Origin of the sequence: Novosphingobium sp. (genome assembly GCF_039595395.1) — a bacterium.
Classification (GTDB): domain Bacteria; phylum Pseudomonadota; class Alphaproteobacteria; order Sphingomonadales; family Sphingomonadaceae; genus Novosphingobium.
Window position 1 is genome coordinate 2,009,111 of the sequence record NZ_JBCNLP010000001.1, and the last position, 13,299, is coordinate 2,022,409.

The window sequence follows — 13,299 nt, forward strand, 5'->3', positions numbered from 1 at the left end:
TGCTTTTCGTCAACGACATGAATGGCCTTATGATGTGGGGCATCAAGCCGCTGACTGCAAGCTGTATTGCGAGACTAAGGCGCTTGGCGCGCGGCAGACGGGCTTTGCGCCGCGACCAGACCAGATCTGTCGAGCGGTTGCGTGCCGGCATGCCCACCCAGTGCCAGCAGATTGCCCTGAGCCCGCCGCGCGATACGGACCATGGCCTTTTTCCGGGCCTTGCGGTCGAAATTCAGCGCCGCCGTCAGGGTTTTGGCGATGACTGCGGCATCGGGCGGCCCGCTGATGCGGATCGAGGGAATGCCAAAATCGCGGCACAGCGCGCGCATCTTGTCCGATCCATCATCCACCACCAGCAAGGCTCCGTCCGACAAAAGGGTGAAGATGCTGGCATGGAGCCGGTTGGTGATGGTCAGCATGGCATGGCGATAGGCTTCGCAGAGGGTGGAAAGCTGGCTGTCGTCCAGCTTCTGGGCATCGTTGAGGTCGTAATAGGCGATCAGCCAGTCGGCGGCCCCGCCATCGACCTCGGGTCTGGGGTCATGGCAGGCCAGCACCAGCGGCGCCTTGGGCATCTGTTGCCGCACGCAGGCCAGCAGGGTGGGAAAGCCGTCGCCATCGATCGAGCGGCCCTCGCTGCCTTCGATGCAGGGAGCGATCAGGACGGTGGTGCGCTCGCTGTCCGGCGCGGTGAGGCTGCGGTGCAGAGTGCCCGGCAGAAAGGCCATATCGGCGCTCTGCACCACCGTGCGTGCCGGAAACAGCCGCCTTGCGTGATCCAGCGAGCGCGCATCGCGCACGGCAATCCGCTCGCCCGGCCTGAACACCAGACGCCACAGGCTGCGCGTCAGCCGCCCGCGCACCGGCCCGACGCCCATGCCCCATCCCGACACCCTGCCGCCGCCCAGCCTGACCAGCATCAGGGTCCAGATCATGGCGATCAGGCTGGGCAGCGAGACATTGCCCCGCACCATCTGCCCGCCACCGATCACCGCATCGCAGCGTGGGGCCAGACGCAGCAGGGCCGCCAGCTCGCGTTCCGAGACGATGGTGGCCCCGAGAGCCTCGACCTGTCGGGCGATCACGGGCGGCGGAGGCGCCCATTGGCGAACATAGACCTGCCGTCCCTGGCTTCGCCCCGCCGCCACGCTCTGGGCCAGCAGGGCCAGATCGCCCAGATTGACCAGCGTATCGCAAAAGATCAGCAGGGGGCGCTTGCTCAAGGTCGCATCCTTTATGGTGGGAACCATCGGAGCCGAGCATGCGCAGCGCATCCTCATCCGCCAAGGCGAGGAAGCAACCGTTACGAAGGCAATTCAGCGCATTGTCCGCAATCCGGGCCTCATCCCCTCCATTCCGGATATGGATGCCCGAAGCCCAGACAGCAAAACGGCCCGGTGCGACAGTCGCACCGGGCCGTTCCACAAGCCTGTTCTCAGCGGGGCGCGATCATGCCGCCAGCTGGAACGGCTCGATCTCGCCGGAGAGATACAGCTTCTTGGCCTTGGCGCGGCTCAGCTTGCCCGAGGAGGTGCGGGGCAGCGTGCGCGGCGGCACCAGCTCGACCACGGCCGGATGGCCCAGGATCGAGCGGACCTTCTCGGCCACGGCATTCTTCAGCTTGACGCGCTCTTCGGGGTCGGAGACGCGGCAGTGCACCAGCACGGCGGCGGTTTCCTCGCCAGCGGCGGTCTCAAGGCTGAAGGCGGCGATGTCGCCCTGATGGAAGCCGGGAAGCTGTTCCACGGCCCATTCGATGTCCTGCGGCCAGTGGTTCTTGCCGTTGATGATGATCATGTCCTTGGCGCGGCCCACGATGAACAGATAGCCATCCACCATGTAGCCCATGTCGCCGGTGTCCAGCCAGCCGTCGACCATGCAGGCCTCGGTCGCTTCGGGATCACGGAAATAGGAGTGCATGACGCTGGGGCCCTTGCACCACACCTTGCCGATGTGATGGTCGGCCTGAATGTGGCCGACGCCGTCGCGGATTTCGACGACCATGTCCTTCACCGGCTTGCCGCAATTGACGATGGCGCGATAGCGGGCCGGACGCGAGAGATCGCGCGGCGTGCCCGACAGGCGCTCTTCCTCGACCAGCTCGACGCGGATGCCTTCGCCCGGCGGCATGATGGTGACCGACAGCGTCGCCTCGGCCAGACCATAGGAGGGCAGGAAGGCGCTGGCCTTGAAACCGGCGGGGGCAAAGGCGTTGACGAAGCCCTGCATCACGTCCGGGCGGATCATGTCGGCGCCATTGCCGGCCAGACGCCAGCGGTGCAGGTCGAAACGCTCGTCCACATGGGTCTGGCTGGAAATGCGGCGGGCGCAGATGTCATAGCCGAAGGTGGGCGAATAGCTGATCGAGGTGCCCTCGTTGCGGCTGATCATGTCGAGCCAGGCGAGGGGACGACGGGCGAAATCCTCGGTGCGCAGATAGTCGGTCGACACCTGATTGGCGATGATCGACAGGAAGCAGCCGACCAGACCCATGTCGTGATACCAGGGCAGCCAGCTGATGCAGCGATCGCTCTCGATCAGGCTCATCGCCTCGCCATGGCCGGCCAGATTGTTGAGCAGCGAGGCATGCGTCACGGCCACGCCATGCGGGAAGCGCGTCGAGCCGCTGGAATATTGCAGATAGCAGATGTCATCGCCCGACACGGCGGGCAGATCGGCGGGGACGACAGGCTCGCCATAGAGCACGTCCCAGCCAAGGCCGAGGCAGGCAGCGCCATTGGCATCGTTATGGGCGGCGGTGGCGGCATCGCCCATCGCGGCGATCTCGGGCGGATAGAAGAACAGCGACGGGTCCGAGCTGCGAAGCTGAACGGCGAGCTGGTCGATGTAATTGTCCTTGCCGCCAAAGCTGGTGGGCAGGGGCAGCGGCACCGGCCAGGCGCCGGCATAGACCGCGCCGCAGAACAGGGCGGCGAATTGCGGGCCGGTCTCGGCCACCAGGGCGATGCGGTCGCCCTTCTTCACGCCGCGCGCGATCAGGCGATAGGCGACGCCCAGCGCGTCCTTGCGTAGTTCCGAGAAAGGATAGGGGCGCGTCAGATTGCCGCGCGGATCGTGGAAATTCATGCCCCGGCTGCCGCTGGCGGCATAGTCCAGCGCCTCGCCAAAAGTGCCGAAGGTGCCCAGACGACGGGGCACCGAACACGCGTTGGGCGTGGGCTGCAGAATGGTTTCGCTGCGTTCAAGCACGTTTGTTTGCGACACTTCGCTCATGGGTCTCGGGTCCATCGGTCTCGGCCCTCCTCTCGCATCCTCCGGCGGGGCGCTTTAGGGGAGGCGCCTCCGTGTGTATCCGGCTGATTCGGCCGCGAGAGACGGAAGGCCGGGTTCAAAAACTGTCTGTTCACCACCTTGCAGGGGCAGCGGCAGGCTCCCCTTTGCGGCGCGACTGTGGCACGATTAAGGCCGCATGATGGACAATAAGGCAGATATGGACAGCCAGGACGATTTACCATCCCGTGGGCGCCCATCCCGTGATCGCAAGGAGCGCAAGGCCCCGCGCCCGCTGGCCCCCGCGCGGCTGGAGGAGATGGCGCTGGCCTATGTCGCGCGCTTCGCCACCAGCGCGGGCAAGCTGGAAGCCTATCTGGCCCGCAAGCTGCAGGAGCGCGGCTGGGACGGCGAGGGGGACGGGCGCGAGGCCATCGCGGCGCTGCTCGCGCGCTTTGCGGAGCTTGGCTATGTCGATGATGCCGGTTTCGCGCGGATGCGGTCCACCAGCCTGCTGCGCCGGGGTTATGGGGCAAGGCGCATCGCCCAGGATCTGAATGCGGCGGGGATCAGCGAGGCGATCCGCTCGGATCATGCCCCCGACGAAGGTGCCGCCCGCCGCGCGGTTTTCGCGCTCGCCCGGCGCAAGGGGCTGGGGCCTTTCACGCGCGGGCTGGGCGAGGGCGAGAGGCTCGATCCGGCCCTGCGCGAAAAGCAGATGGCCAGCCTGCTGCGCGCCGGGCACGCCATGGGTGTGGCCCGCGCCCTGCTGGCCCAGACCTCGCCGGAAGAGGCGGAAAGCTGGGTGGCGGAGGCCGGAGAAACGCCGTCGGGCGGATTTTGGGACTGATCCTGCCTCTTTCGCCTTATCGCCTATTGCCCTTGCCCCCTTTCCTCCGCTAGGCGGCAGGCGTAATGCTTGGCTTTGGCCTGGCTTTGTCTTTTGAAGGATGTGTCCGATGCTCTTCACCTGGTGGAACGGTTCGACGTTCGGAACCTGGCTCAACAACAAGCTGCACGGTGAGCATGTCGGCACCGACTTTCAGGGCAACAAGTATTACCGCAGCACCAAGAAGATCCCCGCTGGCGCCAACAGCCCCTTCGCCGGGCGTGAGCGTCGCTGGGTGATCTACAACGGCAACAATGATTCCAGCCGCGTGCCCGCCGAATGGCACGGCTGGCTGCACAATTCCTATGACGGCGTGCCCGAGAGCCATCTGCCCCCGCCGCGCATCTGGGAGGTGGAGTACACCCCCAACGCCACCGGCACCGCCAAGGCGCATCACCCCGCCGGTTCGCTGGCCGCTGGTGGCCATCGCCCCGCCGCGACGGGCGATTACGAAGCCTGGTCGCCCGAGGCTTGAGCGCAAGCTGAGCGCCGGGCGTCCTGCTGATGGTCCTTTCCGTTCTGCGAGTCGCCCCGGTGTTGCGCGGGCTTCGTCCGCGCGCCTTGGTGTGTGCGGGCGTGGCCCTGCTGGCGCTGGGCGGCTGCCAGAAGATCGGCGGCGGTGACAGTTCGGACAAGGATGCGCCCAAACCCACCGCGCGCCCCGCTGGCGGTACGGTGGAGACGCAGTATGGCACGCCGGTCAAGGACCGGGTCGCCACGCTGGGCATCATCAACAAGCGCAACAATCTGACCGAAGAGTTCAAGCTCAAATCGGGCGAGCAGCGCACCATCGGCAATGTGGTGGTGCGTCTGGCCACCTGCGAGAAGACCGCGCCCTGGGAAAGCCCTCAGGAGATCGGCGCTTTCGTGCAGGTGCTGGTGCATGAGCGGACCAGCGTGTCGCAGCCGCTGGTGTGGCGCAAGGTGTTCTCGGGCTGGCTGTTCAAGAACAGCCCCTCGCTCAATGTCGTCGAGCACCCGGTCTATGACGTCTGGGTCAAGGACTGCGCGATGAAATTCCCCGGCGAGGAAGAAGCACCGGAAGACTTCAAGGCCGCCTCCAAGGCGCCGAAGGCTTCGGGCAGCGCCAGCACGCCGGTGGTGACCCCGCCGCCGGTGCTGCCGGGCGGGAATGAGGCTGATGGCGGGGATGCTCCGCCTACCAATTGAGGTTTGGCCAATTGAGGTTTGGCCAATTGAGGTTTGGCCAGTTGATGCGCCTGCTGTGCGCTCAGCAATTCGGCCGAGCGGTGCGAGGTTTCATAGCCCTCGCCCCTTTGCGCATGGCGCAGCAGCGAGAGATAGCGCTTCTGGCTGATCTCCACCGCCCCTAGCGAGGCCAGATGCGGTGTGATGAACTGGCAGTCGAGCAGCTCGACCCCGCCCATGCGCAGCGCCACCACCAACCAGGCCAGCGCCACTTTCGATGCCTCGCTGACGCGCGAGAACATGCTTTCCCCGCAGAACACCCGGTCGAAACCCACGCCATAAAGGCCGCCCACCAGCACGGGCGCGCCATCGGGCCCATCCTGCCAGCATTCGAGCGAATGGGCGAAACCCAGCGTATGCAGCTTTTCATAGGTGCCCGCGATGCGATGGCTGATCCAGGTTTCCCCTGATGCTTCCTCGCCCGAATCGCCGCTGTGCGCCATGCGGGGGGCGGCGCAGGCGGCCAGCACCTGTGAGAAGGCTGCGTTGCAGGTGACGCGCAGCCTGCCGCGCCTCAGCGTGCGGGCCAGCGAATGCGAGCAGCGAAACCTGTCGAGCGGCAGGATGCCACGCCGCTTGGGCTCCACCCAGAAGATGTCGGGGTCGTCGCGCCGGTCGGCCATGGGAAAGATACCGCTGCGATAGGCCAGCATCACCAGTGACGGGTCGATGAGGGGGCTGCTGCGATCATCCATCGTCCCATTATAGCAGTTCGTCGCGCCTGACCCAGATATTGCTGACACCGAAATGGAGCGTGGCTGTGAATAAACTCGGAAAATTTCACATCGGCCTGCCTGTTTGCCCTTGCCATCCCGGTTCGCTCGCTCTAGTGGCCGCGAACCCCGCAGGAGCGTAGCTCAGTTGGTAGAGCATCGGTCTCCAAAACCGAGGGCCGTGGGTTCGAGTCCCTCCGCTCCTGCCATTTTCGAATGGCGACAGGGTAAAAATTGAGGCGGTTCATGCTAAGCGTGAACCGCCTCAATTGTTTTCGCGCCTGGCGCATCCTGGCCGACGGGACGATGCGCATGATGGTGGCGATTCGTGCCACCATGCCGCTGCCGCGAACAGCCTTGTGAATTCATGTGAAAATCCCTCGCCAGACAGCGGCTTGGCGGTGTTCCATTTGCGCGTTTTCTTGCCGATCAGCCGATTTTCGTGGATCAACCCTCTGCCAGACGAACGGGATCGATGCCCCGCATCACTCAGCAGGTGGCTTGATTTCGTCGGAGCGGCGGCTAACAGGCGTGGTTTGCACAAAAGCGTCCTTTGAGGGCGCCTGTGCGTTTTTACGATTTTGAACACGGCCTCGCACGGGATGGCGGCGCTCGGGGGATAGGGTATCCATGTTGCTTCGCACGGCCGATGAGGCATTGATCCGGTCGCGATCCTGGTATCGCTCGGCGTCGGTGTGGGCGGCGCTGATCCTTGCTCTGGCATCGGCACTGCCGGTGCTGATGGCGCCGCATACCGAGATGATCGATTTCCCCGCGCATATGGCGCGTTATGCGGTCATGCTCGATCATGGCGCCAATCCGTGGTTCGCCCAATATTACAGCTTCGAATGGAAATGGACCGGCAATCTGGGCGTCGATCTGCTGATCTTCCCCTTCGCCAAAATCTTCGGGCTGGAAGCGGGCGCGCGGATCATCGTCGCGCTGGTGCCGCCGCTGACGGGCATCGGCATCGTGTGGAGCGAATGGGCGCTGCGCCGCCGGATCGGCGTGGGCACGCTGCTGGGCCTGTCCTTCATCTGGTCGCCGATGCTCAATCTGGGGCTGGTCAATTATGCGCTGGGGCAGGCGCTGGCGCTGATCTTCTTCGCCGCCTGGGTGGAGATGGGGCCGCGCGGCGTATGGCAGCGCGCCATGGACTGGCGCTGGCTGCTGCTGTTGGCGGCGGGGCTGGTGGTATGGGTCAGCCATATCTCGGCCTGGGCGGTGCTGATCGTGATGGTCGCGGGCGCCGATTTCAGCCAGCGGCTGGGCGAGGGCTGGCGGCGCTGGTGGCGCCCCGCGCTCACCAGCCTGCCGATGTTCGTGCCCGTCATCGTGATGGTGCTGATCCCCGGCACTTCCAGCGACAACAGCTATGGGCGTTTCTGGTGGCTCTACAAGAAGTCGACCTGGGAACGCGCGATGCGCGACACCAACTGGCTGCTCGACCATGTGTCGCTCTGGGCGATGGGCAGCGCGATCGTGCTTGGCCTGTTGCTGACGGCGCTGTCCATGGGGCTCAAGCGCTGGAAGGGCGGCTGGTGGTTCCTTGACGGGCGGCGCTGGATCGACGGCCGTCTGGGCTGGGCCGGGCTTGGCCTGCTGATCCTGAGCTGGGTGGTGCCCCGCCATATTTCGGGCGGCGATCTGGCCGACTATCGCCTGATCACCACCGGGCTGATGGTCTGCGTGATGGCGATCGACTGGTGTCCGCCATGGTGGGTGCTGAGCGCGCCCGCGGGTCTCTATGCCGTGCGTCTGGCGACCACCACGCTGAGCTGGCAGGAAGATTCGCGCCAGACCGACGAGATCCTCACCGCGCTGAACTATCTTCCCGAAGGCGCCAAGGTGGCCAGCGTGGTGCTGACCCCGCGCGAATTCTGGTGGTTCAACAAGCAGGAGCATGTCGGCGGCTACATCGTGATCCGGCGCCATGCGCTGGTGAACATGAATTTCGCCCTGCCGCATATCCATATGCTGCATGTGAAGGAGGGCGGCCCCGGTTTCGCCGACCCCTCGCACCGCTTGCTGCAGTCGATCTACCAGCCGGTGCGGCTTGACTGCATCCGTCCGGCCTATCATGCCGACTGGCTGCTCTATGTCGGCGCCAAGGTGCCTGAAACGCTGCCGGATCACGCGCAACTGGTGTGGCAGGGCAAGGATGTGCTGCTGGCCCAATTGCCCAACACCGGCATCGTGCCCGATCGCTGCAAGAAGCCGCGTCTGCCCGATTCGCCGGCGCAGCGGAAGATCGACGCCAAGCTCAAGCATATGCCTGACCTGAAGCTGGAGGGCAGCGCCAATCCTCACCCGCCGCGTGATGATGACTGAAGCGCGGCGTCTCGGGCGTTTTGCGCGCCCGGTGCTTGCAAAATCCGGCTGTCCGCATTAAGTCCAAAGAAACCTCCCGACATGGATGTTCTGAAAAGCCCCTCCCGGACCTGATCCGGGGCGGCGCGGAGCCCTTGGCGGAAGGCATGATGAAACTGCCAAGGATGTGACAGGCATGAATGACCGCGCCGCCAATGACGGAGCCAAGCTGAGCCCCGGCGAATTCATCAATCAGGTGAAGGTCGAGGCACGCAAGGTGGTGTGGCCCACCCGTCAGGAAACGCTGACGACCGGTATCTTCGTCGGCATCCTGATGCTGATCCTGGCCGTGTTCTTCCTGGGCATCGACACCGTGTTCGGCAAGCTGGTGCAGTTCCTGCTGTCCCTGGCGTAAGCTTCGCGCCCGTTTTCACCCATTCATTGCGCTTCTGGCGCAAACCATTGACGACAAGAGGCAAACATGGCCCGCTGGTATATCATTCACGCCTATTCCGGCTTTGAGAGCAAGGTCAAGGAAGCCATCATCGCCGAGGCCGAGCGCCTGGGTCTGGAAAAGCTGGTCGAGCAGATCGAGGTGCCTTCCGAGCAGGTGACCGAGGTCAAGCGCGGCAAGAAGGTTCAGGTCGAGCGCAAGACCATGCCCGGCTATGTGCTGGCCAAGCTGGCGATGAACGACGACATCTACCACCTGGTGAAGAACACCGCCAAGGTGACCGGCTTCCTGGGCCTGAACGGCAAGCCGCAGGCGATCAGCGAGCGCGATGCCGAGCGTTACTTCGGCAACCGCGAGGTTGTCGCCTCGCAGGTCAAGAAGCATGTCGCGGTCGATTACGAGATCGGCGATTCGGTCAAGGTGCTCGACGGCCCGTTCAGCAGCTTCACCGGCATCGTGGAAGAGCTGGATTTCGACAAGAACCGCGTCAAGGTGTCGGTGTCGATCTTCGGCCGCGCCACCCCGGTCGAGCTGGACTTCGAGCACGTCGAACTCTCGAAGTAAGCCTTTCCGCTTTTTGCGGGAAACGGAAAACGGGCCCTGAAAGGGGCCTGTTTTGTTTGTGGGCGCTGTTTGGCACCGGTTCTTAACCATCGTGCGGGTAGAGGCGTGATGGTGCATTCGCGGAACCATCATGCTTAACGCCCCATCCACCGTTTCAGACAGGGCGCCCCGTCTTGCCCGGCTCGACGGCTTGCGCGGCGTGGCCGCCTTCGGTGTCGCGCTGCATCATATGTTTTATTACATGGGAGGCTGGCCTCTCGCGCCAGTGCCCCTCCGCTGGATGACCGATTGGCTCTGGACGTCGGGCTGGAGCCTTGTCGATTTGTTTTTTCTGTTATCGGGAGCGGTGTTCACGCACGTCTATGGAGCGCCGGGGCAATTGAAAAGCGCCTCGGCGCTTGGCGATTTCTGGGTCGCACGGGTGGCGCGCCTGTGGCCGCTTCATCTGGTGATGCTGGGGTTCTTCGCTCTCTTCGCATGGGGTGAGCCAGCTCATGATGGGCCGCATTTTCTGGCTCATCTATTGATGCTGCAGGGCTTTGTTGCGCCCGTTGTACGAAGCTTCGACAATGCGGCGTGGTCGCTGACTATCGAGCTGACCTGTTATGCGATCTTTTGCCTGGCCAGCTGGCTAGGCGGACGCCGGGGCGGTTGGATTGTTGGCCTTTCATGGGGCGCGGGGCTGTGGTGGTGCGCCATGGTGGGGCAGCCGGGTGGCCCCTGGGTCGCTGACGCCCTGCCGCGCGGCTTGCTGGGCTTCTTCGGCGGGATGTTGCTGTGGCGCAACCACCGCCATCTGGAGCGCGTGCCGACGGCGATTTGGGGGCTGCTGGCCATGGCGGGTTTCTGGTGGCAGGTGGGGGATTATAGTCCGTTGGTGCCTCTGGGCCTGCTGGTCTGGCCGTCGCTGCTGATGCTGGCGCTGCGCTTCCCTTTGATGGAGGCTAGGCTGATGCTGTGGCTGGGGGAGCGCTCCTATGGCATCTATCTGGTAAATATGGGGGTGATCCGCGCCTTGCGGAGCGTCCTGCCCTTGGCGCAGCTTGAACGGCCGATGATGTTGCTGGTTCAACTGCTGGCTGCTGGACTCATTCTCGTTCTGGCGGACGCTGCCTATCGGCTCGTGGAAGTGCCATCGCGCAGAATGATCCGCGCGCGCTGGAGTGCGTGGCGCACAGGTTTCGCGACGGGAAGGGAGCAGATGGCATGAGCTCTCCCTGCCGTGTGCCGCAGTATTCAGGAGACTGCGGATGGGGATAACGGCACAAGAAGGCCGAGTTCGCCTGACCCGGCTGGACGCCTTGCGCGGTTTGGCGGCCATGGGTGTGGTTGTCTATCACATGGCCAGTTGGCCGCATCTCCATCCTGTGCTGATCTGGCCTTTCCATTGGTTGTTTGGCTGGGGCTGGACACTGGTGGATCTGTTCTTCGTGCTTTCCGGCTATGTCTTCGCTCATGTCTATGGAGCGCCGCAACAGCTTGGCCGTCCCGGCGCGCTGGCAGATTTCTGGGTGGCGCGGGTGGCCCGGTTGTGGCCATTGCATCTGGTGACGCTGGGAAGCTTCGCGCTCTTCGCATGGGGCGGTGACAACACGATCCGCACTCTGGCGTGGCATCTGGCGATGCTCCAGGGCTTCGATCCTGTCGCCGCCACCGCCTTCAATGGGGTGAGTTGGTCGATTAGCATTGAAATGGCCTGCTATGCGCTGTTCAGCTTGGGCGCGCGCGCCGGAGATCGTGCGCTGTTGGCGGTCAGCCTGCTGATGGTGATGGTCTGTGGAGTGTGGCTGGCCTCTATGGGGTCTCTGCCGGGAGCCTGGACGGGGGAATTCCTGCCACGCGGCGGATTGGGGTTCTTTCTGGGGCAACTGCTCTGGCGGGGGCGAGGGCCTCTGGCGCGAGTGCCCTGGCTGGTGCTGGTGCTGGCCGCCGGAGCCGGTTTGTACTTCAATGACACAAGGATCGGCGCGCTGGTGCCCCTGCTGGTGCTGTCCTGGACGTCATTGGTGGTTCTGGCCTTGCGTCTGTCTCTGCTGGATCGCGGGCTGTTTTTATGGCTCGGCGAACGCTCCTTCGGCCTCTACATGATGCATATGCTGGTGGTCGAAACGGTCGATACGATCTGGCCGCCGCAAGGATTGAGCATGGCGGCCCTGGCGCTGAGCCAGGCTATGATCCTGCTGCTGGCCCTGCTGGCGGCCGAGGCGGCCTATCGGCTGGTCGAAGTGCCCGCCCGCCGCGCGATCCGCGCTCGTTGGGCCGCGCGCCAGGCGCATGATCCGGCAGCGGGCATGCAACCTGCCTGATTTTTGCTTGCTTTTTCGCCTGATCCGTCTAAGGGCACCGCTTCCCGGTGGCATGCGCCGCCGGGTGTCCGTGCGGGAGGGGCTCCGCCCCGCTTGACCGCTTGACTTGAGGGGGCTGGCCCAAACCATCCCCGACAGAGTGAAAGGAGGCCACTGTGGCCAAGAAAATTGACGGTTACATCAAGCTGCAGATCGCAGCTGGTGAAGCAAAGCCCAGCCCGCCGATCGGCCCCGCACTGGGTCAGCGCGGCGTGAACATCATGGGTTTCTGCAAGGAATTCAACGCCGCGACTCAGGAAGTCGAAAAGGGCACCCCGCTGCCGACCATCATCACGGTCTATTCGGACAAGTCCTTCTCCTTCGTGACGAAGACCCCGCCCGCCACCTTCTTCATCAAGAAGGCTCTGGGCCTGAAGTCGGGTTCGAAGGCTCCCGGCAAGGACAGCGTCGGCCAGATCACGCGTGCTCAGCTCGAGTCGATCGCCGAGTCCAAGATGAAGGACCTCAACGCCAACGATATCGTCGCTGCCGCGAAGATCATCGAAGGTTCGGCCCGTTCGATGGGCCTGAAGATTGTGGAGGGCTGACACCATGGCCAAGCTGACCAAGAAGCAGAAGTCGCTCACCGAAAAGCTGGGTGACAACCAGAACCTGCACGGCATCGACGATGCCATCCAGTTCCTGAAGGACCTCAAGAGCGCCAAGTTCGACGAGACCCTCGAGATCTCGCTGAACCTGGGCGTTGACCCCCGCCACGCCGACCAGATGGTCCGCGGCATGGTCACCCTGCCCTCGGGCACCGGCAAGGACGTCAAGGTTGCCGTCTTCGCTCGTGGCGACAAGGCTGAGGCCGCTCTGGCCGCCGGCGCCGACAAGGTTGGTGCCGAGGACCTGCTGGAAGACATGCAGGCCGGTAACCTCGACTACGGTCGCGTCATCGCCACGCCCGACATGATGGGCGTCGTGGGTCGCCTCGGCAAGCTGCTGGGCCCCAAGGGCCTGATGCCGAACCCGAAGCTGGGCACCGTGACCCCGAACGTCGCTGAAGCGATCAAGGCTGCCAAGGGCGGCCAGATCGAGTTCCGCGTCGAAAAGGCCGGCATCATCCACGGCGGCATTGGCAAGCTCTCGTTCTCGAACGAAGCGCTGCGCGCCAACTTCGACGCTTTCGTCGATGCCATCGTCAAGGCCAAGCCGTCGGGCGCCAAGGGCAAGTACCTGCGCAAGATCGGCCTCTCGACCTCGATGGGCCCCGGCCTGAAGGTCGACCTGAGCCAGGTGCAGGGCGGCTGATTTTTCAGTCGTTTTGCTGACAGAGATTGGGCCGGGAGGGAAACCTTCCGGCCTTTTCTTTTGTCTGCGGTGCAGGAGGGAAGAAAAGAAAATGCGAGGGTGTTACACCCTCGCGCTCCCGGAACGTCTTCCGACGATGCGGCAGTGGCTCCCGATCCGAGCGCCCGGCCTCTCCACCTGCGTAACGCAAGGCGCCGCAGGCAGCGGATATCATAGGCTGCGCTTGGGATATGAAAGCCTGCGGCGCGGCAAGCTGGGCGCAAGGCTGAACCCGGTGCGCCACGTAGACATTAAAGGGAGCGCGAGGGCGATGGCCCTCGCATTTCCTCT

12 protein-coding genes, 1 tRNA gene and 1 pseudogene are annotated in these 13,299 nt (G+C 64.2%); 11 read left to right on the forward strand and 3 right to left on the reverse strand.

Going from position 1 to position 13,299, the window contains the following annotated elements; all coding sequences use genetic code 11:
- Positions 1–74 precede the first annotated feature (74 nt).
- On the reverse strand, positions 75–1,223 hold the full coding sequence (locus ABDW49_RS09340) for a polysaccharide pyruvyl transferase family protein (protein ID WP_343611417.1): 1,149 nt from the start codon (positions 1,221–1,223) through the stop codon (positions 75–77).
- Between the two features lie 226 nt (positions 1,224–1,449).
- Positions 1,450–3,234 (reverse strand): fatty acyl-AMP ligase, encoded by a 1,785-nt coding sequence (locus ABDW49_RS09345; protein ID WP_343611419.1) that lies wholly within the window; start codon positions 3,232–3,234, stop codon positions 1,450–1,452.
- Between the two features lie 196 nt (positions 3,235–3,430).
- On the opposite strand from ABDW49_RS09345, the gene ABDW49_RS09350 reads away from it, so the two are divergent.
- The 3 genes and pseudogenes from ABDW49_RS09350 to ABDW49_RS09360 form a co-directional block, all read left to right on the forward strand.
- Positions 3,431–4,081 carry a regulatory protein RecX gene (locus ABDW49_RS09350; RefSeq protein WP_343611420.1) on the forward strand — a complete coding sequence of 217 codons (651 nt, stop codon included), beginning with the start codon at positions 3,431–3,433 and terminating at the stop codon, positions 4,079–4,081.
- A 109-nt stretch (positions 4,082–4,190) separates the two neighbouring features.
- Positions 4,191–4,595, forward strand: coding sequence for an NADH:ubiquinone oxidoreductase subunit NDUFA12 (locus ABDW49_RS09355; protein WP_343611422.1), 405 nt, complete (start codon positions 4,191–4,193; stop codon positions 4,593–4,595).
- A 29-nt stretch (positions 4,596–4,624) separates the two neighbouring features.
- Positions 4,625–5,068 (forward strand): annotated as a pseudogene (locus ABDW49_RS09360) (DUF2155 domain-containing protein); the annotation flags it as partial.
- 35 nt (positions 5,069–5,103) lie between these two features.
- On the opposite strand, the gene aat reads toward ABDW49_RS09360, so the two are convergent.
- Positions 5,104–6,024, reverse strand: a complete 921-nt coding sequence (gene aat / locus ABDW49_RS09365) for a leucyl/phenylalanyl-tRNA--protein transferase (RefSeq protein ID WP_343611424.1) — start codon at positions 6,022–6,024, stop codon at positions 5,104–5,106.
- Positions 6,025–6,175: 151 nt separating this feature from the next.
- Here aat and ABDW49_RS09370 point away from each other — a divergent pair.
- The 8 genes from ABDW49_RS09370 to rplA all read left to right on the forward strand — a co-directional run bounded on the left by ABDW49_RS09370 (position 6,176) and on the right by rplA (position 12,969).
- Positions 6,176–6,251, forward strand: a tRNA-Trp gene (locus ABDW49_RS09370).
- Between the two features lie 421 nt (positions 6,252–6,672).
- Complete coding sequence (locus tag ABDW49_RS09375; protein WP_343611426.1) at positions 6,673–8,373, forward strand: hypothetical protein; 1,701 nt, start codon at positions 6,673–6,675, stop codon at positions 8,371–8,373.
- Positions 8,374–8,548: 175 nt separating this feature from the next.
- The gene (secE, locus tag ABDW49_RS09380; protein WP_343611428.1) at positions 8,549–8,767 is read left to right on the forward strand and encodes a preprotein translocase subunit SecE; all 219 of its coding nucleotides are present in this window, start codon (positions 8,549–8,551) and stop codon (positions 8,765–8,767) included.
- A gap of 66 nt (positions 8,768–8,833) precedes the next feature.
- Positions 8,834–9,370 carry a transcription termination/antitermination protein NusG gene (gene nusG, locus ABDW49_RS09385; protein WP_343611429.1) on the forward strand — a complete coding sequence of 179 codons (537 nt, stop codon included), beginning with the start codon at positions 8,834–8,836 and terminating at the stop codon, positions 9,368–9,370.
- Positions 9,371–9,500: 130 nt separating this feature from the next.
- On the forward strand, positions 9,501–10,580 hold the full coding sequence (locus ABDW49_RS09390; RefSeq protein WP_343611430.1) for an acyltransferase: 1,080 nt from the start codon (positions 9,501–9,503) through the stop codon (positions 10,578–10,580).
- Between the two features lie 40 nt (positions 10,581–10,620).
- Positions 10,621–11,676, forward strand: coding sequence for an acyltransferase (locus ABDW49_RS09395; protein ID WP_343611431.1), 1,056 nt, complete (start codon positions 10,621–10,623; stop codon positions 11,674–11,676).
- A gap of 155 nt (positions 11,677–11,831) precedes the next feature.
- Positions 11,832–12,263 (forward strand): 50S ribosomal protein L11, encoded by a 432-nt coding sequence (rplK, locus tag ABDW49_RS09400; protein ID WP_343611433.1) that lies wholly within the window; start codon positions 11,832–11,834, stop codon positions 12,261–12,263.
- Between the two features lie 4 nt (positions 12,264–12,267).
- Complete coding sequence (gene rplA / locus ABDW49_RS09405) at positions 12,268–12,969, forward strand: 50S ribosomal protein L1 (protein ID WP_343611434.1); 702 nt, start codon at positions 12,268–12,270, stop codon at positions 12,967–12,969.
- Positions 12,970–13,299 lie beyond the last annotated feature (330 nt).

Coding starts and splice junctions, on each gene's coding strand:
- ABDW49_RS09390 (WP_343611430.1), top strand. CDS start 9,501: ATGCTTAACGCCCCATCCACCGTTTCAGACAGGGCGCCCCGTCTTGCC.
- rplA (WP_343611434.1), top strand. CDS start 12,268: ATGGCCAAGCTGACCAAGAAGCAGAAGTCGCTCACCGAAAAGCTGGGT.
- ABDW49_RS09355 (WP_343611422.1), top strand. CDS start 4,191: ATGCTCTTCACCTGGTGGAACGGTTCGACGTTCGGAACCTGGCTCAAC.
- ABDW49_RS09375 (WP_343611426.1), top strand. CDS start 6,673: ATGTTGCTTCGCACGGCCGATGAGGCATTGATCCGGTCGCGATCCTGG.
- ABDW49_RS09350 (WP_343611420.1), top strand. CDS start 3,431: ATGATGGACAATAAGGCAGATATGGACAGCCAGGACGATTTACCATCC.
- secE (WP_343611428.1), top strand. CDS start 8,549: ATGAATGACCGCGCCGCCAATGACGGAGCCAAGCTGAGCCCCGGCGAA.
- aat (WP_343611424.1), bottom strand. CDS start 6,024: ATGGATGATCGCAGCAGCCCCCTCATCGACCCGTCACTGGTGATGCTG.
- nusG (WP_343611429.1), top strand. CDS start 8,834: ATGGCCCGCTGGTATATCATTCACGCCTATTCCGGCTTTGAGAGCAAG.
- ABDW49_RS09345 (WP_343611419.1), bottom strand. CDS start 3,234: ATGAGCGAAGTGTCGCAAACAAACGTGCTTGAACGCAGCGAAACCATT.
- ABDW49_RS09395 (WP_343611431.1), top strand. CDS start 10,621: ATGGGGATAACGGCACAAGAAGGCCGAGTTCGCCTGACCCGGCTGGAC.